Annotated in this window: 15 protein-coding genes; 8 read left to right on the top strand and 7 right to left on the bottom strand. The window is 69.0% G+C overall.

The genetic code is table 11. The features are described from left to right. Window positions 1–23: 23 nt before the first annotated feature. A complete protein-coding gene (locus BEN78_08635; protein ASR43429.1) occupies window positions 24–800 on the bottom strand; it encodes an AMP nucleosidase in 777 nt (258 codons plus the stop codon). Between the two features lie 176 nt (window positions 801–976). Here BEN78_08635 and BEN78_08630 point away from each other — a divergent pair, with 176 nt between their 5' ends. Further along, the gene (locus BEN78_08630; protein ID ASR45028.1) at window positions 977–2,350 is read left to right on the top strand and encodes an amidohydrolase; all 1,374 of its coding nucleotides are present in this window, start codon (window positions 977–979) and stop codon (window positions 2,348–2,350) included. After that, window positions 2,347–3,654: an amidohydrolase gene (locus BEN78_08625; protein ID ASR43428.1), complete on the top strand. Its 1,308-nt coding sequence runs from the start codon at window positions 2,347–2,349 to the stop codon at window positions 3,652–3,654. Before BEN78_08630 ends, BEN78_08625 begins: the two co-directional genes overlap by 4 nt. Before the next feature lie 357 nt (window positions 3,655–4,011). Here BEN78_08625 and BEN78_08620 read toward each other — a convergent pair whose 3' ends face one another. Together BEN78_08620 and BEN78_08615 are read right to left on the bottom strand one after the other, a co-directional pair. Further along, complete coding sequence (locus BEN78_08620; GenBank protein ID ASR43427.1) at window positions 4,012–4,677, bottom strand: DNA-binding response regulator; 666 nt, start codon at window positions 4,675–4,677, stop codon at window positions 4,012–4,014. A gap of 9 nt (window positions 4,678–4,686) precedes the next feature. After that, window positions 4,687–6,690 (bottom strand): acetate--CoA ligase, encoded by a 2,004-nt coding sequence (locus tag BEN78_08615; protein ASR43426.1) that lies wholly within the window; start codon window positions 6,688–6,690, stop codon window positions 4,687–4,689. A 205-nt stretch (window positions 6,691–6,895) separates the two neighbouring features. Here BEN78_08615 and BEN78_08610 point away from each other — a divergent pair, with 205 nt between their 5' ends. Further along, window positions 6,896–8,275 (top strand): hypothetical protein, encoded by a 1,380-nt coding sequence (locus tag BEN78_08610; protein ASR43425.1) that lies wholly within the window; start codon window positions 6,896–6,898, stop codon window positions 8,273–8,275. 129 nt (window positions 8,276–8,404) lie between these two features. After that, window positions 8,405–10,066 (top strand): MFS transporter, encoded by a 1,662-nt coding sequence (locus BEN78_08605; GenBank protein ASR43424.1) that lies wholly within the window; start codon window positions 8,405–8,407, stop codon window positions 10,064–10,066. A 355-nt stretch (window positions 10,067–10,421) separates the two neighbouring features. Here the strand turns inward: BEN78_08605 and BEN78_08600 are convergent, their stop codons facing one another. Further along, window positions 10,422–10,781 (bottom strand): hypothetical protein, encoded by a 360-nt coding sequence (locus tag BEN78_08600; protein ID ASR43423.1) that lies wholly within the window; start codon window positions 10,779–10,781, stop codon window positions 10,422–10,424. Window positions 10,782–10,794: 13 nt separating this feature from the next. After that, window positions 10,795–12,003 (bottom strand): aminotransferase, encoded by a 1,209-nt coding sequence (locus BEN78_08595; GenBank protein ID ASR43422.1) that lies wholly within the window; start codon window positions 12,001–12,003, stop codon window positions 10,795–10,797. 118 nt (window positions 12,004–12,121) lie between these two features. Between BEN78_08595 and BEN78_08590 the strand changes: the two genes are divergently transcribed. Together BEN78_08590 and hppA are read left to right on the top strand one after the other, a co-directional pair. Continuing rightward, window positions 12,122–12,949 (top strand): ABC transporter ATP-binding protein, encoded by an 828-nt coding sequence (locus BEN78_08590; protein ID ASR45027.1) that lies wholly within the window; start codon window positions 12,122–12,124, stop codon window positions 12,947–12,949. A 101-nt stretch (window positions 12,950–13,050) separates the two neighbouring features. Next, the gene (gene hppA, locus BEN78_08585) at window positions 13,051–15,102 is read left to right on the top strand and encodes a sodium-translocating pyrophosphatase (protein ID ASR43421.1); all 2,052 of its coding nucleotides are present in this window, start codon (window positions 13,051–13,053) and stop codon (window positions 15,100–15,102) included. 226 nt (window positions 15,103–15,328) lie between these two features. On the opposite strand, the gene BEN78_08580 is transcribed toward hppA, so the two are convergent. Both BEN78_08580 and BEN78_08575 read right to left on the bottom strand, forming a co-directional pair. Beyond that, complete coding sequence (locus BEN78_08580) at window positions 15,329–15,874, bottom strand: hypothetical protein (GenBank protein ID ASR43420.1); 546 nt, start codon at window positions 15,872–15,874, stop codon at window positions 15,329–15,331. A 244-nt stretch (window positions 15,875–16,118) separates the two neighbouring features. Beyond that, a complete protein-coding gene (locus BEN78_08575; GenBank protein ID ASR43419.1) occupies window positions 16,119–17,681 on the bottom strand; it encodes a hypothetical protein in 1,563 nt (520 codons plus the stop codon). A 187-nt stretch (window positions 17,682–17,868) separates the two neighbouring features. Here BEN78_08575 and BEN78_08570 point away from each other — a divergent pair, with 187 nt between their 5' ends. Both BEN78_08570 and BEN78_08565 read left to right on the top strand, forming a co-directional pair. Next, window positions 17,869–18,402 carry an inorganic pyrophosphatase gene (locus tag BEN78_08570; GenBank protein ASR43418.1) on the top strand — a complete coding sequence of 178 codons (534 nt, stop codon included), beginning with the start codon at window positions 17,869–17,871 and terminating at the stop codon, window positions 18,400–18,402. Between the two features lie 106 nt (window positions 18,403–18,508). Next, complete coding sequence (locus tag BEN78_08565; protein ID ASR43417.1) at window positions 18,509–19,624, top strand: hypothetical protein; 1,116 nt, start codon at window positions 18,509–18,511, stop codon at window positions 19,622–19,624. Window positions 19,625–19,692: the final 68 nt, after the last annotated feature.

Raw genomic sequence — 19,692 nt, 5'->3', positions numbered from 1 at the left:
TGCTGCAACGGCTTGCGGCCCCCTCACTCGTCGAAGCGCAAATGCCGGACCGACTTGCCGTGACGGCGGATCAGCTTCAAGGCCTCGATGCCGATCTGGATGTGGCGCTCGACGAAGTCGGCGCTGACCCGGGCATCGGAGGCTTCGGTCTTGACGCCTTCGGGAATCATCGGCTGGTCGCTGACCAGCAGCAGCGCGCCGGACGGAATGCGGTTGGCGAAGCCGGCGGCGAAGATCGTCGCGGTTTCCATGTCGATCGCCATGCAGCGCATTGCCCGCAGCCGCTCCTTGAACGCGTCGTCGTGCTCCCAGACGCGACGGTTGGTGGTGTAGACGGTGCCGGTCCAGTAGTCGTGACCAAGATCGCGAATCATCGTCGAGACCGCACGTTGCAGCGCAAACGCCGGCAGTGCCGGCACCTCGGGCAACAGGTAGTCGCTGCTGGTGCCCTCACCGCGGATCGCCGCGATCGGCAGCACCAGGTCTCCCAGTTGGTTCTTGCGCTTGAGGCCGCCGCACTTGCCCAGGAACAGCACCGACTTGGGCATGACCGCCGAGAGCAGGTCCATCATCGTCGCCGCATTGGGGCTGCCCATGCCGAAGTTGATCATCGTGATGCCATCGGCGGTAGCGCTTGGCATTGGACGGTCCAGGCCCACGACCTCGGCGCCGGTCAGGCGCGCGAAGTGATGCAGGTAACCGCCGAAGTTGGTCAGCAGCACGTGCTCGCCGAACTGGTCCAGCGGCACGCCGGTGTAGCGCGGCAACCAGTTGCCGACAATCTGGTCTTTTTCTTTCATCGTCTTCTCCTTACTTCGCAGGCATTCTCGCACCGCGCGCCGGTCGGCCGCAGCCCGCCACAACTGCGCGCACGGTCGCAGTGCGCACGGCCACGACACGGGTACACTCAACGACGCTTCGGGGGTCGCGCATGCGCGACGGCTGTTCCATCATCCATCGCTTCGGGGAGTTGTCGATGTCTCGTCTGTTGTCCGCCGCCCTGGCGGCCGTCCTGCTGGGCGGCTGTGCCACCACTGCCTCATCCGGCGCGCCGTCCCGCGCCTCTTCTCCGTCGACGCCTTATCCCAGCACCTATGCGCCGATCGCCGCCGCGCCGGTGCTGATCAGCGGCGCCACGGTGCTGATTGGCGACGGCCAGCGCCTGGACGGCGCCGATGTGTTGCTGCGCGATGGCCGTGTCGCCGCGGTCGGACGCAACCTCGAGGTGCCGGCCGATGCGCAGCGCGTCGACGGGACCGGCAAGTGGGTCACGCCGGGTCTGATCGACGTGCACTCCCATCTGGGCGTGTACCCCAGCCCCGGCGCACGTGCGCACAGCGACGGCAACGAGATGACTGCGCCGGTCACCGCGCAGGTGTGGGCCGAACATTCGGTATGGCCGCAGGACCCGGGCTTCGGCGCGGCGCTGGCCGGTGGCATCACCACGCTGCAGATCCTGCCCGGCTCTGCGAACCTCGTCGGCGGGCGCGGCGTCACGCTCAAGAACGTCGCCGCGACCACGGTGCAGGCCATGAAATTCCCCGGCGCGCCCTACGGCCTGAAGATGGCCTGCGGCGAGAACCCCAAGCGCGTCTACGGCGAGAAGGGCGGTCCGGCCACGCGCATGGGCAATGTCGCCGGTTACCGCGCCGCGCTGATCGACGCGGCCGAGTACCGCAACAAGCAGGCCGGCGATTCGCCCGGCAAGCGCGACCTCAAGCTCGAGACGCTGGCCGGCGCGATGGACGGCGACATTCTGGTGCACATCCACTGCTACCGCGCCGATGAGATGGCGCAGATGCTGGATCTGGCGCATGAGTTCAACTTCCACATCACCGCGTTCCACCACGGCGTGGAGGCCTACAAGATCGCCGACCGGCTGGCCGCCGAGGGCGTGTGTGGCGCGCTGTGGGCCGATTGGTGGGGCTTCAAGATGGAGGCCTTCGACGGCATCCAGGAGAACATCGCGATCGTCGACCGCGCGCCGGGCGGCTGCGCAATCGTGCATTCGGATTCCGACGAAGGCATCCAGCGCCTCAACCAAGAAGCGGCGAAGGTGCTGGCCAGCGCCCATCGCGCGGGGCTCGACATTGCGCCCGAGCATGCGATCCGCTGGCTGACCGAGAACGCGGCGCGCTCGCTGGGCGTGCTCGAGCGCACCGGCACGCTGGCACCGGGCAAGATGGGCGACGTGGTGCTGTGGAACGGCAACCCCTTCAGCGTCTACGCACTCGCCGAGCAGGTGTGGATCGACGGTGCGCACGTCTACGACCGGTTCGACCCAGCGCGCCAGCCGGTGACGGACTTCATGCTCGGCCAGGGCGCGGCTGCCACCGGAGGTGCCCGATGAGCCGCACGGTCTCGACCCGACGCACGATCGCACGCCTGCTGTGCGTGGGCGCACTCGTCGCCGCCACACTGCCGGTCGCCGCGCAGGACGTGCTGATCCGCGGCGCGACGGTCCACACTGCCGGTGCCCAGGGCACGCTGCGCGAAGCCGACGTGCTGGTGCGCGGCGGCCGCATTGCCGCGGTCGGCCCCGGGCTGTCTGCAGCCGGCGCGCCTGTCGTCGAAGCCGGCGGCCGCCCACTGACACCGACATTGTTCGGCGGCGTGACCGGGATCGGCATCGAGGAGGTGTCGGGCGAGCGTGGCACCCGCGACGACCGCCTGTCGCTCGGCAGTGCCGAGGACATGGTCGTGCGTCCAGAGTTCGACGTCACACTGGCGTTCAATCCCGACTCGATCGTGATCCCGGTCGCGCGCGTGGAAGGCATCGGCTTCACGCTGCTGTCGGCCGGCAATGCCAATGCGATCGTCGGTGGACAGGGCGCAGCGATGCGCCTGGACGGCAGTGTCGATCCGGCCGGTCCGAAGGTGCTGTACCTGGCGCTGGGCAGTGCCGGCGCCGAACAGAGCGGGCAATCGCGCGCGGCCCAGTGGATGCTGCTGGACCAGTTGATCGACGAGGCACGCGGTCGGCTGCCGGCCGATTCGCACGTCGCCTCGCTGACGCCGGCCGGCAAGCGCGCACTGACGCGTTACCTGGATGGCCAGGGCACGATCGTCGTCGGCGTCAACCGCGCCTCCGACATCCGCCAACTGTTGCGCTGGAGCAAGCGCCACGGCCTGCGCATCGCGATCCGCGGTGGTGCCGAGGCCTGGAAGCTGGCACCCGAGCTCGCGGCCGCCGGCGTGCCGGTGTTCGTCGATCCGCTGGTCAATCTGCCGTCGGACTTCGACCAGATCGGGGCCACGCTCGAGAACGCCGCACGCCTGCATGCGGCCGGCGTGCGTGTCGGCTTCGCGCAGGCCAGCGATGCCTCGCACAACGCCCGTAAGCTGCGCCAGCTTGCCGGCAATGCGGTTGCCCACGGGCTGCCGTGGGAAGCCGGCCTGGCCGGGCTGACGCGTGTGCCGGCCGAAACCTTCGGCGTCGACGCGGCAATCGGCACGATCGCGGTCGGACGCACCGCCGATCTGGTGTTGTGGTCGGGCGACCCGCTGGACGTCGCCTACACCGCGGACCAGGTGTGGTTCGGCGGCCGCGCGATCGAGATGCGCTCGCGTCAGACCGAACTGCGCGACCGCTATCTGCCGCCGGCGACACCGGCCAGCGAAGGCGGCCTGCCGCGGGCCTATCGGCACCGCTGAGGGCTCTGCGCCCCGCGCATGCGGCGAGGTGCGTGAGGGGAGACCTTCAGCCTTAGCGGACTGTGGCCCAAGGACCACGGTCTGCTGGGAAACCGATCTACGCGCGATCGGAGCGTTTGCCCCCATCCCGGCCTTCCCCCGCAAGCGGGGGAAGGAGGTTGCAAGGGCCGCGGCTTGTTGCACGAATGCAGGCCTTCCTCCCGCAGGCGGGGGAAGGAGGTTGCAAGCGCCGCGGCTTGTTGCACGAATGCAGGCCTTCCTCCCGCAGGCGGGGGAAGGAGGTTGCAAGCGCCGCGGCTTGTTGCGCGGATGCAGGCCTTCCCCCGCAAGCGGGGGAAGGGGGCAGCAGGCGCGCGGCTATCGGGCGTCGGGCGGGATGCCGTCGATGTCGGGGTCGACGGCGAGCTTGCCGGCGATCAGCACCGCCTGGGTGCGATTGGAGGCGCCGAGCTTGCGCAGCACCGCGGTCATGTGCGCCTTGACCGTGGCCTCGGAGACGCCGAGCTCGTAGGCGATCTGCTTGTTGAGCATGCCGTCGCCGAGCATCTGCAGCACCCGGAACTGTTGCGGGGTGAGGTCGCGCAGCCGCGCGGCGACATCGTGCTCGCCGGCCGAGACCGCCGGCGCCGAGACTGCGGCCTCGGGGACGAATCGGTCGCCATCGAGGACCTGCGCGACCGCGCGCCCCAGCGTTTCGGCATCGGCCGACTTCGGGACGAAGCCGGCGGCGCCGTGGTCGAGCGCCCGGCGCATCACCGCCGGCTCCTCGCGCGCCGACACCATCAGCACCGGCAACTGGGGGAACTGCGCGCGCAGGTGCACCAGAGCGCTGAAGCCCTGGGCGCCGGGCATGTTGAGGTCGAGCATCAACAGATCGGCGTCGGGCTCGGCCTCGACCATCGCGTACAGCGCCTCGACGTTGTGCGCCTCGCGCAAACGGGCATCGGGCACCGCACGCGCGATCGCCCCGCGCAAGGCCTCGCGGAACAGCGGGTGGTCGTCGGCGATCAGCAGGGTCGTCATCGGGCGAGGTCAGGCGTTGGGGACGTACCGTTCCTTGACCAGCGCATCGACGACCGAGGGGTCGGCCAGGGTGCTGGTGTCGCCGAGCTGGTCGGGGGCGTTCTCGGCGATCTTGCGCAGGATGCGGCGCATGATCTTGCCCGAGCGGGTCTTGGGCAGGCCCGGGGCCCACTGGATGTGGTCCGGGGTCGCGGTCGGCCCGATCTCGCGGCGGACATGCGCGACCAGTTCCTTGCGCAGTTCCTCGGTGTACTCCTCGCCGGCCTTGAGGGTGACGTAGGCGTAGATGCCTTGCCCCTTGATGTCGTGCGGGAAGCCGACGACCGCGGCCTCGGCGACCTTGGGATGGAGCACCAGCGCGCTTTCCAGTTCCGCGGTGCCGATGCGGTGGCCGGACACGTTGATGACGTCGTCGACGCGGCCAGTGATCCAGTAATAGCCGTCCTCGTCGCGCCGGCAGCCGTCGCCGGTGAAGTACATCCCCGGATAGGCCTTGAAGTAGGTGTCGATGAAGCGCTGGTGGTCGCCGTAGACGCTGCGCATCTGCCCCGGCCACGAGTCGGTGATCACGAGATTGCCTTCGGCGGCGCCCTCAAGGATCGTGCCGTTGGCATCGACCAGCGCCGGCTGTACGCCGAAGAATGGCTTGGTCGCCGAGCCCGGCTTGGCCTCGATCGCGCCGGGCAGCGGCGAGATCAGGATGCCGCCGGTCTCGGTCTGCCACCAGGTGTCGACGATCGGGCAGCGACCGTCGCCGACCACATCGGCATACCAGCGCCAGGCCTCAGGATTGATCGGCTCGCCGACGCTGCCCAGCAGGCGCAGGCTTGCGCGCGAGGTCTTCTTGACCGGCGCTTCGCCTTCGCGCATCAGCGCGCGGATCGCGGTCGGCGCGGTGTAGAAGATCGTGACCTGGTGCTTGTCGATCACTTCCCAGAAGCGCGACACGCTCGGGTAGTTCGGCACGCCCTCGAACACCAGCGAAGTCGCCGCGTTGGCCAGCGGGCCATAGACGATGTAGCTGTGGCCGGTCACCCAGCCCACGTCGGCGGTGCACCAGTAAATGTCGTCGTCGCGCAGGTCGAACACCGAGGCGTGGGTGTAGCTGGCGAACAACAGATAGCCGGCGGTGGTGTGCAGCACGCCCTTGGGCTTGCCGGTCGAGCCGGAGGTGTAGAGGATGAACAGCGGGTCCTCCGCGTTCATGCGCTCTGGCTCGCAGGTATCGGGCTGCCCATCGACGACGGCGTCGTACCAGCGGTCGCGCGGCATCTGCATGTCGACTGCGCCACCGGTGTGGCGCACCACGAGCACGGTTTCCACGCTCTGCGCGCCGGGCAGCTTGAGTGCGGCGTCGACATTCGCCTTCAGCGGCACGCGCTTGCCACCGCGCATGCCCTCGTCGGCGGTGATGATCAGTTTGCTGCCGCAGTCGCCGACGCGGTCGGCGATCGAATTGGGCGAAAAGCCGCCGAAGACCACCGAGTGCACTGCGCCGATGCGTGCGCAGGCGAGCATCGCCACCGCCGCCTCGACGATCATCGGCAAGTAGATCGTGACCCGGTCGCCCTTGGCGACGCCAAGGTTGCGCAGCGCATTGGCCAGCCGGCACACGCGGGCGTGCAGTTCGCGATAGCTGATGTGGCGCGCCTCGGTGTCGGGACCGTCGGGCTCCCAGATCAAGGCGGTCTTGTCGCCGTTGCGCGCCAGGTGGCGGTCCAGGCAATTGACACTGACATTGAGCTCGCCGTCGTCGAACCAGCGGATGCGGAAGTCGGATAGGTCGTAGCTGACGTCTCGGATCCGGGTCGGCGGCCGGTACCAGTCCAGCCGCTGGGCGATCTCGCCCCAGAAGGCCTCGGGGTCCTGGACCGAGCGCGCGTAGTCGCGCGCGTAGTCGTCCTGGGTGATGGTGTCGGGACCGGCGAAACCGGCCGGAACCGGATGACGTTCTGCGGGACTGGACATGCGGGACCTCTTCCCCTTGTTGCGCGTCACGCCAGTGTGCCGCATCCGCCGGCCCGAGACGCTAGGACCTTGGTCTAGCCCGCGGGCTCGGGCGCGTCCACTCGCCGGCGCGCCGCGTGCCGGGCCCGCTGCAGGCGTCCGCACTTCGACCAATGGCGAATGGGCGCCGGGCGCGCCGCCATGCAGTCTGCACGAAGGACCGGGCGCCGGTTCGACCAGGCTCAGGCTCACGCATCCCTTGGGAGGGGACATGACACAGACCATCGCCGCGCAGGCCAGGCCGCGCCTGCTCACGGCCGCCGTGCTCGTCGCGCTCGCATTGCCGGGCGCCGCATTCGCGCAGACCGCCAAAGAGCGCGAACTCGAGGCGCGGATCGCGCAACTCGAATCGCAGGTGCAGGCGCTGCTCGGGCAACAGCAGCAGACCGCCGCGCAGGTGCAGGAAGTGCGCACCGCCCAGGCGGCCGCGCCGGCGGTCGCCGCGGCACCGCTCCCGGCCGGCAGCCAGCCGATCCAGGCCACCACGATCACCCCGCAGGCCAATCCGGGCACCAAGTTCACCGTCGGCGGCATGATCCGCATCGACGGCATGGCTACCAAGACCACCGACGGCGACATCGCCAAGGGCACCGCCGGCCGCGACTTCTACGTGCCCGGCGCGATCCCGGTCGGCGGCGAAGGCCCGGACACCTACATGGACGCGCACGCGAAGTTCTCGCGGCTGTGGTTCGACGCCAGCACGGTGCTCGACTCGGGCGACAAGCTCGGCGCGCGCGTGGAGATGGATTTCTTCGGCGGCACGCTCGGCAACTCGGCGGCGACCAACACCTACGGCGCCACGCTGCGCCACGCCTACCTGACCTACAACAACTGGCTGGTCGGCCAGACCTGGTCGAACTTCATGGACACCAATGCGTTGATCGACGCGGTGGACTTCGTCGGCCCGACCGACGCGGTCGTGTTCGTGCGTCAGCCGCAGGTCCGTTACACCAGCGGCCCGTGGACGGTGTCGATCGAAAGCCCGGAGACCACGGTGCAGCCCTTCGGGGGCGCGGCGCGCATCATCGCCGGCGACAACAGCGCGATCCCCGACGTCATCGCGCGCTACACCCACAAGGCCGACTGGGGCCACGTCAGCGTCGCCGGCATGGCGCGCCAGCTCAAGTACGAGCCCGCGCCGGGCCTGGACAGCACCGACACCGGCTTCGGCGCGACCGTCAGCGGCCTGGTCAAGCTGGGCGACAGCACCGACATCCGCTACCAGGTCAGCGGCGGCGAGGGCATCGGTCGCTACATCGGCCTGGCGACGATCCAGCAGGACGCGATGGTCGACGCCGCCGGCAACCTCGACGCGCTCGGCGGCTGGGCCGGCTACTTCGGCGTGCGCCAGGTGTTCAGTCCATCGGTGCGCGGCAACCTGTACTACGCCCGCTCGCAGTGGGACAACGACACCGCCTGGACGGGCCTGGGCGTGACCCGCAAGGTGCACTCGGTGCATGCCAACGTGATCTGGTCGCCGGTGCCCAAGCTCGACTTCGGCGTCGAGGCGATCTGGGGCGAACGCACGCTCGAGTCCGGCGTCGACGGCGAGCTGATGCGCCTGCACACGATGGCCCGCTACTCGTTCTGATCCATCCCGGCGCGGTCGCCGCATCGACCGCGCCGGACTGCGCTCGCGCGCCTACCGCACGCACGACCGGACCACCGGCATCCCGCCGGGGCCGTCCATCCCACGCACGCTTCGGAGGGGAAGCTTCCCATGTCCAGCACGACCGCCAACGCAGCGCCCAAGGGCCAGCTGACGAAGGGCCACAAGAAGGTCATCTTCGCATCCAGCCTCGGCACCGTTTTCGAGTGGTACGACTTCTATCTCTACGGGTCGCTCGCGATCATCATCTCGCGGCAGTTTTTCAGCGGCGTCAATGAAACCACCGGCATGATCTTCACGCTGTTGGCGTTCGCCGCGGGCTTCTTCGTCCGGCCGTTCGGCGCCGCGTTCTTCGGCAGCCTCGGCGATCGCATCGGGCGCAAGTACACGTTCCTGGTCACGATCCTGATCATGGGCATCTCCACGTTCCTGGTGGGCGTGCTGCCCAGCTACGCCTCGATCGGCGTCGCCGCGCCGGTGATCCTGATCGTGCTGCGCCTGGCCCAGGGCCTGGCGATGGGCGGCGAGTACGGCGGCGCGGCGACCTACGTCGCCGAGCACGCGCCCACCGGCAAGCGCGGGCTGTACACCAGCTTCATCCAGACCACCGCGACCCTGGGCCTGTTCCTGTCGCTGGCGGTGATCCTGGGTTGCCGCTGGATCCTCGGCGTCGAGGCGTTCGAGGACTGGGGCTGGCGCATTCCGTTCCTGGGCTCGATCGTGCTGCTGGGCATCTCGGTCTGGATCCGCCTGCAGCTGTCGGAGTCGCCGCTGTTCCAGGAAATGAAGGCGCAGGGCAAGGGCTCGAAGATGCCCTTCCGCGACTCGCTCAAGGGCGGCAACCTGAAGCTGATGCTGCTGGTGCTCTTCGGCGCGACCGCCGGCCAGGCCGTGGTCTGGTATGCGGGCCAGTTCTACGCGCTGTTCTACCTGCAGAGCATGCTCAAGGTGGACCTCACGGTGTCCTACCTGCTGATCGCCGCGGCATTGCTGCTGGCCACGCCGTTCTTCCTGTTCTTCGGCTGGCTGTCGGACCGGATCGGCCGCAAGAAGATCATCATGGCCGGCTGCCTGATCGCCGCGATCACCTACATCCCGATCTTCAAGGGCATCACCCACTACGCCAACCCGGCGATCGAGGAGGCGAGCACCAACTCGCCGGCCGTGGTGGTCGCCGACCCCAAGACCTGCAGCTTCCAGTTCGATCCGGTGGGCATCCGCAAGTTCACCAGTTCGTGCGATGTCGCGACGGCCGCGCTCACCCGCGCCGGCGTGCCCTACAGCGTCGATCCGGCGCCGGTCGGCTCGTTGGCCCAGGTGCACGTCGGCCAGACCGTCGTCACCTCCTACGAGGCCGAAGGGCTGACGGGCGATGCGCTCAAGGCGCAGCAAAGCGAGTTCGGCGGCGCGCTGAAGGCGGCGCTGACCCAGGCCGGCTATCCGGAGAAGGCCGCCACCGAGCGCATCAACGTGCCGATGACGATCCTGTTGCTGTGGATCCTGGTGCTCTACGTCACGATGGTCTACGGCCCGATTGCCGCCTACCTGGTCGAACTGTTCCCCACCCGGATTCGCTACACCTCGATGTCGCTGCCCTACCATATCGGTAATGGCTGGTTCGGCGGCTTCCTGCCCGCGATCTCGTTCGCGCTGGTGGCCGGCACGGGCAACATCTACTACGGCCTGTGGTATCCGATCGGCATCGCGATCATGACCCTGGTGATCGGAACGTTCTTCCTGCGCGAGACGCGCAACGTCGACATCACCAAGTAGGCACCATCGGCGGGACCCAGAACCCGCCACGCAAGACCCGGACGCCGGCCCTTGGGCCGGCGTTCGTCGTTTCAGGACGTCGAGCGGCCGTGCCCGAAGCACGGAGCGCGGGGCAGCCTCGACGGCCACGCATTCGCCTGCAGCCGGCCGGCCCGTTGCGCCGTGTGTGCCATGCGTTGCTGCGTCGAGTTCGCGGTGCGTTCACACGGGTCGGCCGGCAGTGCGCACGACACTGCGCTGTCTCATGTCGAGCGAAACCGACGGGCCCCAGCGGCGGCTCGTATGCAGGCGGCCCGCGCGACTCGGGACTGCGCTACCTGGCCCCGCCTCGCGCGTGCCAGGACGGCGGACGCGGTCAGCGCTGCGGCGGTGCCGCCAACTCCCGGGCGTCGAGATAGCCGTCGCGATTGCGATCCTGGCGATTGAAGGTCGCAGCCAGGCGCGCCAAGTGCTCGGCGCGGGTGATCGGGCTGCCCTGGCCGCCCGGCAGCTCGTCGGCCGACAGCACGCCGTCGCCGTTACGATCCATGCGGTCGAAGGCGTAGCCCATCCACGCCTGGTACTCGGCGAGCGACACGCGGCCGTCGCCGTCGGTATCCATCCGTTGCAGATACTCGGTGGTGCGCGCGACCTGAGCGCCGGCGGCCGAGGACAAGGCGCCGCAGGCCAGAGCGATGCCCAGCTGCGCAGCGTGCGGCCTCGGTGAACGCCTCATTCCGGAGGCCGGCTCAGGCGCGTGCGCTTTGCAGCGAGTAGCCCTTGAGCCGGGCCGCGTAGTCCTGCAGTGCGCGGATGCCGCTGGCCTCGGCCTCGCGGCACCAGGCCTGCAGGTGCTGCAGCGCTTCGCCAGCATTGTGGGTGCGCGCCTCCAGCAATGCCGCCAAGCGCGCACGGTATTCGACGAGGGTTCGGATGCGCGGCCGTTGCGCGATCCAGGCCTGCAACTGCGCGCGCGCATCAGGCGCGAGCCAGCGGCCATCGTCGACCAGGCCCCGGCGCAGCTTGCGCGGCAGCAGCGCGCGCAACTTGGCGCCGGCCGCCTGCGCTTCCTCGCGCAGCGCCGGGCCCAGCACGTTGCGCTGGTAGTCGGTCATCGCCTGGAAGCGGTGCGCAAGCAACGCCTTGAGCGTGTCGGTATCAGGCGCGTGGATGTTCGGACGCACGTCGAGCGACGGCGCAACGCGCAGCACCCGAGCCAAGCGCAGCGTCTCCAGCCCCTTGATCACCGCCCAGCCGATGTCGAATTCCCAGCGCCGCAGCGCGAACTTCGCCGAGCTCGGAAACGCGTGGTGGTTGTTGTGCAGTTCCTCGCCGCCGATCCACACGCCCCACGGCGTCAAATTGGTCGCGGTGTCAGTGGTCTCGAAGTTGCGGTAGCCCCACCAGTGACCCAGGCCGTTGACCACGCCGGCGGCCCAGAACGGGATCCACGCCATCTGGATCGCCCAGACCGCGACGCCCTTGAAGCCGAACAGCACAATGCTCACCAGCAGCAGCACCGTCGGCCCCATGTTCGCGTGCGGGGTGTAGAGGCGGCGCTCGATCCAGTCGTTGGGCGTGCCCTTGCCGTACTGCTCGATATCCGCACGCTGCGCACGTGCCTCGCGATACAACTCCACGCCGCGCCAGAAGACGTTGCCGATGCCCTTGTGCATCGGGCTGTGCGGATCGTCCTCGGTTTCGCACTTGGCGTGGTGTTTGCGGTGGATCGCGACCCATTCGCGGGTGATCATCGACGTCGTCAACCAGGTCCAGAAGCGGAAGACGTGCGCGATGGCCGGGTGGAAATCCACGCCGCGATGCGCCTGGCTGCGATGCAGGTACAGAGTGACGGCGAAGATCGTGAGCTGGGTGGCAGCCAGCAGGTACAGCAGCATCGCGCCCCACCCCCACTGCAACAAGCCACCGGACAACAGGTCGAACAACGAGACGGACATGGCGAGAGACAACGGGTTCGGGTGTACATCCCATGATGGGACGGACCTGCGACGATTGCCATCCCTGCCCGCCCGTATGGTGAGCGGCGGCGTTCAGGCCTGTCACACTGCGCGCGACATGAACACGCCCGATTCCCAGACACCTCCGTTGCTGGACCTGCACGACGCGACGGTGGTCCGCGACGGCCGCACCGTGCTGCATGCGCTGCGGCTGCGGATCCCGGCCGGCCGGCACACTGCGATTCTCGGCGCCAACGGCTGCGGCAAGTCCACGCTGGTGCAACTGCTCACGCGCGAACTGCACCCACTGGCGCATGCAGACGGCACGCCGCCGGTGCGTGTGTTCGGCGCCCGGTTGGGCGATGTGACGCAACTGCGCGCGCGCCTGGGCATCGTCACCGGACGCATCCACCAGGACCTGCTGTCGCTCCCGGCCCTGCGGGTGGAGGACGCCGTCGTCGCGGCGGCGTACGGCAGCATCGCGTCTGTTGCGCCCGCGCGCGTCGATGCCGCCCTGCGGAGTGCAGCGCGGGACGCGCTGGCCGCGATGGCCGCCACGCATCTGGCCGGGCGCCGCTACGCGACGCTGTCGGCCGGCGAAGCGCGCCGTGTCCTCATCGCCCGGGCACTGGTCCATCGGCCCGAAGCGCTGCTGCTCGACGAGCCCTCGACCGGACTGGATGTCGTCGCCCGCGCGCAGTTGCTCGACCGCCTGCGCACGCTGGCGCGCGGCGGCACCACGCTGGTCCTGGTGACCCACCACGCCGAGGAACTGCTGCCCGAGATCGGGCATGTGGTGTTGCTGCGCGAGGGCCGGGTTCTGGCCGAGGGGCCGCGCGAGGCGATGTTGACCGAGGCCTGGCTGTCGCAGACATTCGGCGCACCGCTTCGGCTGGGCTGCGACGCCGCCGGCGCGCCGACGTTGCAGGTCGTCCAAGGCGGCTGAGGCCTCGCGGCGGCGCGGCATGCCGTGGCGCCCGCGCTGTGCCATAGTCGGCGCGCATCACCGCTGTTCTGTCTGGCATCACCACTTTCGGGAGGGGGTCCATGCTCGAGCAATACGGTCTGTGGCTGGCGCTGGTCTGCGCGGCCATCGCGATTCTTTACGGCGTGGTCTCCGCCGGCTGGATCAACCGGCAACCGGCCGGCAACGAACGCATGCAACAGATCGCCGGTGCGATCCAGGAAGGCGCGCGCGCCTACCTCAACCGCCAGTACCTGACCATCTCGATCGCCGGCGCGGTGTTGTTCGTGCTGATCGGCCTGTTCCTGGGCTGGTCGACCGGCCTGGGCTTCCTGCTGGGCGCGGTGCTTTCGGGGGCGGCGGGCTATATCGGCATGAACGTCTCCGTCCGTGCCAACGTGCGCACCGCCGAAGCCGCCCGGCGCGGCATCGGCCCGGCCATGGACGTCGCGTTCCGCGGTGGCGCGATCACCGGCATGCTGGTGGTGGGCCTGGGCCTACTGGGCGTGGCCGGCTACTGGATGCTGCTGCCGCACTTCGGCATTGCCGGCGAACCTGCATTGCACGCGCTGGTCGGTCTGGCCTTCGGCAGTTCGCTGATCTCGATCTTCGCGCGCCTGGGCGGCGGCATCTTCACCAAGGGCGCCGACGTCGGCGCCGACCTGGTGGGCAAGGTCGAGGCCGGCATTCCCGAGGACGACCCGCGCAACCCGGCGGTGATCGCCGACAACGTCGGCGATAACGTCGGCGACTGCGCCGGCATGGCCGCCGACCTGTTCGAAACCTACGCGGTCACGGTCATCGCGACGATGCTGCTGGGTCATCTGATGGTCGGCACCGTGGGCGCCAACGGTGTGCTTTATCCGCTGGTCCTGGGCGGTGCCTCGATCCTGGCCTCGATCGTCGGCACGTTCTTCGTCCGCGTGCAGACAGGCGGCTCGATCATGGGCGCGCTGTACAAGGGCGTGATCGTCTCGGGCGTGATCGCCGCCGTGCTGTTCTGGCCGATCACCACGCAGTTGATGGCCGACAACACGCACGGCGCCGGCAATCTCTACTGGTGCGCGCTGATCGGGCTGCTGCTCACCGGCGCGATCGTCTGGATCACCGAATACTACACCGGCACCCAGTACGGGCCGGTCCAGCACATCGCGCAGGCATCGACGACCGGGCACGGCACCAACATCATCGCCGGGCTCGGGGTGTCGATGAAGTCGACCGCGCTGCCGGTGGTGGCGGTGTGCTTCGCGATCTGGGCCTGCTTCTCGTTCGCCGGGCTGTACGGCATCGCGATCGCGGCGACCGCGATGCTGTCGATGGCTGGCATGATCGTCGCGCTCGACGCCTACGGCCCGATCACCGACAACGCCGGCGGCATCGCCGAGATGGCCGAGCTGCCGCCCGAGGTGCGCGAGATCACCGATCCGCTCGACGCGGTCGGCAACACCACCAAGGCGGTGACCAAGGGCTATGCGATCGGCTCGGCCGCGCTGGCGGCGCTGGTGCTGTTCGCCGATTTCACCCACAACCTGGAAGCGAAGTATCCGGGGGTCGAATTCCGCTTCGACCTCGCCGACCCGGCGGTGATCATCGGCCTGTTCGTCGGCGGCCTGATCCCCTACCTGTTCGGCGCGATGGCGATGGAGGCAGTCGGCCGCGCGGCCGGCGCCGTCGTCGAAGAAGTGCGCCGCCAGTTCCGCGAGATCCCCGGGATCATGGCCGGCACCGGCAAGCCGCAATACGACCGCGCGGTCGACATGCTCACCCGCTCGGCGATCAAGGAGATGATCGTGCCGTCCCTGCTGCCGGTGTTGGTGCCGGTCGTCGTCGCATTGGGCATGAACGCGCTGATGGGCCCGGGTGCGGGCATTCGTGCGCTCGGCGGCCTGCTGATCGGCACGATCGTCACCGGCCTGTTCGTCGCGATCTCGATGACCACCGGCGGCGGCGCCTGGGACAACGCGAAGAAGCACATCGAGGACGGGCACTTCGGCGGCAAGGGCAGCGAAGCGCACAAGGCCGCGGTGACCGGCGACACGGTCGGCGACCCCTACAAGGACACCGCCGGCCCGGCGATCAACCCCCTGATCAAGATCATCAACATCGTGGCACTGCTTCTCGTGCCGTTGCTGTAGTCAACATTGACCCCGCCCGGCATCTCCGCCCCTCTCCCGCGTGCGGGAGAGGGGAGCGGGGTGCACGTATCGGCGATTCGCGATCGCCGTGGAGGGGGCAACGTCGCCACCGCGCTTGCAATGCGCAGCGAGCGTCGCCGCGCCGTTCCGCATGCGGCGAACGCTCGAATCTCCAGGATCCAGGCCTGCCGAAGGCTCGCCTCCACACCTGGGCAAGCGCTGCCGGTCAGTCGCCCTTCGCGAAAACCCCGCTTGCCAGATCGAACCACGGCGTACACAACAGACGCTGGACATCGGCGAACGCGAAATCGGCTCGCCAGACCTCGCCGTCGTCACCCGGCTCAGGCGCCAGCAGTCGCGCGGCATCGGCGGGCGCGACCCCCAGACACCAGCGCACCGCAGCGGGCGCATCGCTGAGCCACTGCGAAAAGGCGAACTCGCCGACCAACTCGCCGCCCGGCTCGACCCGGCGCGCCAGCGGTGTCGGCGGCACCGTCGGTGCCGGCGAGGGCAGCGACTGCGCGACGTGAGAGAGCGTGACCCGGCCCTCGCCTTCCTCGCGCAGATAGGGAATGCCGGCCGCGCCCGGCTTCTGGCGCCCGGTCAGGACCGCGTGGCGGTCGCCCCGGTCGAACACGGCGAGCGCGACGTTGCCGGTATTGCGTAGCCGATAACGGACCTCGAGCGCACCGCGCGCGGTCACGGCGAACACGGCTTCGAGCGCGACGCCGTCGGCGTCGACATGGGCGCGGGCAGTATCGGTCAGCGTCATGGAAGACCTCGATATCGGGAAGCGGCAGCGGAACACAGCGCGAGCACTCGCGGCAGCAGCGCCGCGGCGCCATGCACCGCGGACGATGTGCGGCCGAGCCCAGCATGCGGCGAAGACCGTGAGCGCGGCGCGCACAATGCGCGCGGTCTCACCAACTCGAGGCGCGCACCCGTCATCACACGAAAGGCGGCGCATGCGCCGCCTTCGGTGCCCACATCACCGGGCTACATCGCAGCGCGGTCGGTCAGAGCGCGTAGCTCGGCCGATCTGGCAGGCCCAACTCGCGACGGATGCCATTCTCGGTCAGATGGATCGGATTATGGGTGATCGCGCCAGTGCCATCGAAATCGTAGGGCTGGGCGCTGGTCTCCAGGCCCACGGCCTGACGCTCTGCGTTGGGCACCTGGCCGCTGTCAGGGCCTTCGCCGCGGTAGGTCCCCGGCAGGAAGGTGCCGTTGACGCCGTTATAGGCATGCGACATCTCGTGGTAGAGCACCACCGACGGCGCCGGGAAAGCGTCCATGTGGAAGGACGGGTTGTAGCTGATGGTCACGTCCCCGCCGGCCCCTGGGCGCCCGTTGACGATGTCGGCGTCATTGCTGAAGGTCTGTGCGTAGCCATTGTCCTCATTGGACAGCTCCTGGATGGTCACAGTGTTGCCCTTGGCTTCGGCCGCCTTGTCGAACTCGGCGAGCATCTGCTGGCCATTGGGCGAGGCCCGCAGGAAGTCCAGTTCCGACTGCATGCGCTGCACGAACGCATCCGAGCCCTTCACCGCAATGCCTCGGTCGCCGACGCTGTTGTCGATTTCGACATTGACCACGGTCGGCTTGGCGCCGGTCGCGGCGTTCACGAGGTCGGAGACCTCCGCGTACACCGTCGTCTGCGCATGCGCGCCCTCGATCATGTCCTGACCGTCACCTGCGTACACCGTGGTGCGCCCCTCGCCGACGTGAACCGTATCGTCCCCGCGACCGGCCGAAATGATGTCGAACTCGCCGCCGCCATGGATCACGTCGTCGCCACGGCCGCCCTCGATGTAGTTGGTGCCCGCACCGGCGTGGATGGTGTCGTTGCCATCGCCGCCGTAGATCACATTGACCCCGCTGCCGCCATGGATCTCGTTGTTGCCGCCGGTGGTGTGGATGTCGTTGCGGCCGCTGCCGGTCACCCGAATCAGGTCGTCGCCGTTGCCGCTGCTGATGCGGTTGTCGCCGTTGCCTTCGACCAGCACCTCGTTGTCACCCTGACCGGCATCGACGACGATGTTGACGTCGACGTTCGGCGCGACCTTGATCGTGTCGTTGCCCTCACCGGTGCGCAGCGTCAGCTCCTGGCCCTCACCCAGGCGTACCTCGTAGCTTTCGCCATTGACGGTGACATCGAGCGTGCCGTCGTCGCGCTGGCTGACGCCGACATCGTCGTTGCCGCTGCCGGTGGTGAACACGACCTGGTCGCGGCTGACATAACCCTGAGCGACGGTGCGTTCACGGGCGATCTCCACCTGCCCATCCTTGTGCAGCGGATCGATCTGGATCGGCTTGCCGTCGGGGGTACTGCGGGTCGTCTGCTCGCCGGGATTGGTGGCGGTGCCGTCGACCTCGACCGCGCCGCCGGCCGCCCGCTGCGGCTGGTCACGCGTGCTGACCTGCGGCCCGCCGTCGGCGAGCCCGTCGACCGAGCCGTGCCCCACTTCGGTCGCCGGACCGTCGTGTCGGTGCGGGGTCGGGGCCAGCGGATTATCCCAGTAGCCCTGGGCGCTTGAAGGCAGAACAGACGTGGGCGACAGCGAGTCGAACGTGGTCATGGCAGGCCTGCGTGAGAAAAGAGGCATCCATATGTACGCCCCGTATGGGGAGCCCGTACTAGGGCGTACCCGAGGACGAAGCTGCCCGCGACGGTTTCAGGCGAAACGGAACGCCAGCCCGCGCTGCGCCGCAACATGCCTTGCGCGTAGAATGACGGCCCACTTTCCGCACTGGAACCGCAGCAGCATGGGCCTGGATTCCGTCTCCACCGGCAAGAACCCGCCGCACGAAATCAACGTCATCATCGAGATCCCGAAGGACGCCGAGCCGGTCAAGTACGAGGTCGACAAGGAAAGCGGCGCGATCTTCGTCGACCGCATCCTGTCCACGCCGATGCGCTATCCGTGCAACTACGGCTACGTGCCCTCGACGGTCTGCGGCGATGGCGACCCGGCCGACGTGCTCGTCGTGCTGCCGCTGCCGCTGGTGCCCGGCTCGGTGATCCGTTGCCGCCCGGTCGGCGTGCTGAAGATGAGCGATGAGGCCGGCAGCGACGAGAAGATCCTCGCCGTACCGGTCGAGAAAATCTTCGCCGGCTATGCCCACGTCGACGACCTCGACAAGGTGTCCACGCACTGGCTCGAGCGCATCGGCCACTTCTTCGAGCACTACAAGGATCTCGAGAAGGGCAAGTGGGTCAAGGTCGAAGGCTGGGGCAATGCCGCCGAGGCCAAGCAGATCCTGGTCGACGCGATCGAAGCCTACAAGCAGGCCGGTTGATCCACGCCCGGCGCCGTGACGGCGCCGGTGCCCGCCCGGTGCGCACGAGGCGCACTGGCGCATCGACGCTGCGCCCGCGCGGCGTCCCGCAGGGGGAGAGGCAGACGTGCGCATTCTGTTCGTGGGGGGCGGCTACGGCCTGCCCACCGGTTTGCTCGAACTGGCCGGCGGCATGGACGCGCGCTGGGACATCGCGCATGTCGATGACGGCGGCGCGGCCATGGCGCTGGCCGCCGAATCGCCACAGGATGTCGTCGTCGTGGCACCGACGCTGCCCGACATGTCCGCGGCCATGCTGCTCGGCCAGATCCGGACGCTGCGACCCGAGACCTCGCGCGTCGCGCTGATCGGCGCCCAGCCGGCGGCCCGCCTGCTCTCGCTCGCCCACCGCTTCCTGCCCCTTCCGGTCGACGACGCCCAGTTGCTCGAGGCCATCGGCAGCCTCCAGGAACTGCGCGACCTGCTCGACGATCCGGCCCTGCGCACATGCATCGGCCGCATCGAGCGGCTGCCGCCACCGCCGCAGACCTATCTGGCGCTGACCCATGCCCTGGAGGCCGAAGATGCCACCGGCGCGGCCGACATCGCCCGCCTGATCGGTCGTGATCCGGCGATTGCCGCCAAGGTGTTGCAGCTGTGCAACTCGGCCTACTACGCAGCCGGCCGCACGATCGCCGACCTGCGAACCGCAGTGACCCGCCTGGGACTGTCGACGATGCGCGACCTGGTGCTCGCCAGCGAGGTCTTCGCGCAGCCCGGGTGCATCGACGTGGACCGCCACGCACTGCAGCAGCGCGCCCTGCACGCCTCACAGCTCGCACGCCGACTGCTCCCCGAATCCAGCGCCGAGCTCGGCGCGACCGCCGCCCTGCTGGCCGACATCGGCCTGCTGCTGCCCGGTGTCCGCGATGCGCGCCCGGATGCGGCGGACGCAGACAGTGACGTCCCGTCCGATGCGCCCGGCCACATCGAAGCCGGCGCCTACCTGCTGGGCCTGTGGGGCCTGCCGATGCCCATCATCGAGGCCGTTGCATTCCAGCGCGACCCTGCGCGTGCCGGCACACGCGGCTTCTGGATCGCCGGCGCGGTCCATGTCGCGACCTCGCTCGCTGGCGACCTGCCGCTGCGCGAGGACTATCTGGCGCGCGTCGGTGTGCTCGAGCGGCTCGAGGATTGGCGCGCGTGGGCGCTCGATACAGCCCGGGCGTCCGCGGCGCCCTGATGCAGTGCCCCCCTCGGGCGGCCCGCGGTTGGGGTGCGTAAGAGCACCTCGCTTTCATGCCACCCCCG

The organism is Xanthomonas citri pv. mangiferaeindicae, from assembly GCA_002240395.1.
Taxonomy (GTDB): Bacteria; Pseudomonadota; Gammaproteobacteria; order Xanthomonadales; family Xanthomonadaceae; genus Luteimonas; species Luteimonas citri_A.
The sequence above is the reverse complement of the archived record's forward strand: the minus strand, read 5'-3'. Positions and strand labels throughout refer to the sequence as shown.

What these genes read in the sequence shown, in the direction of transcription:
- BEN78_08635 (ASR43429.1), bottom strand. Translation starts at nt 800, where the DNA reads ATGAAAGAAAAAGACCAGATTGTCGGCAACTGGTTGCCGCGCTACACC.
- BEN78_08630 (ASR45028.1), top strand. Translation starts at nt 977, where the DNA reads ATGTCTCGTCTGTTGTCCGCCGCCCTGGCGGCCGTCCTGCTGGGCGGC.
- BEN78_08625 (ASR43428.1), top strand. Translation starts at nt 2,347, where the DNA reads ATGAGCCGCACGGTCTCGACCCGACGCACGATCGCACGCCTGCTGTGC.
- BEN78_08620 (ASR43427.1), bottom strand. Translation starts at nt 4,677, where the DNA reads ATGACGACCCTGCTGATCGCCGACGACCACCCGCTGTTCCGCGAGGCC.
- BEN78_08615 (ASR43426.1), bottom strand. Translation starts at nt 6,690, where the DNA reads ATGCGGCACACTGGCGTGACGCGCAACAAGGGGAAGAGGTCCCGCATG.
- BEN78_08610 (ASR43425.1), top strand. Translation starts at nt 6,896, where the DNA reads ATGACACAGACCATCGCCGCGCAGGCCAGGCCGCGCCTGCTCACGGCC.
- BEN78_08605 (ASR43424.1), top strand. Translation starts at nt 8,405, where the DNA reads ATGTCCAGCACGACCGCCAACGCAGCGCCCAAGGGCCAGCTGACGAAG.
- BEN78_08600 (ASR43423.1), bottom strand. Translation starts at nt 10,781, where the DNA reads ATGAGGCGTTCACCGAGGCCGCACGCTGCGCAGCTGGGCATCGCTCTG.
- BEN78_08595 (ASR43422.1), bottom strand. Translation starts at nt 12,003, where the DNA reads ATGTCCGTCTCGTTGTTCGACCTGTTGTCCGGTGGCTTGTTGCAGTGG.
- BEN78_08590 (ASR45027.1), top strand. Translation starts at nt 12,122, where the DNA reads ATGAACACGCCCGATTCCCAGACACCTCCGTTGCTGGACCTGCACGAC.
- hppA (ASR43421.1), top strand. Translation starts at nt 13,051, where the DNA reads ATGCTCGAGCAATACGGTCTGTGGCTGGCGCTGGTCTGCGCGGCCATC.
- BEN78_08580 (ASR43420.1), bottom strand. Translation starts at nt 15,874, where the DNA reads ATGACGCTGACCGATACTGCCCGCGCCCATGTCGACGCCGACGGCGTC.
- BEN78_08575 (ASR43419.1), bottom strand. Translation starts at nt 17,681, where the DNA reads ATGACCACGTTCGACTCGCTGTCGCCCACGTCTGTTCTGCCTTCAAGC.
- BEN78_08570 (ASR43418.1), top strand. Translation starts at nt 17,869, where the DNA reads ATGGGCCTGGATTCCGTCTCCACCGGCAAGAACCCGCCGCACGAAATC.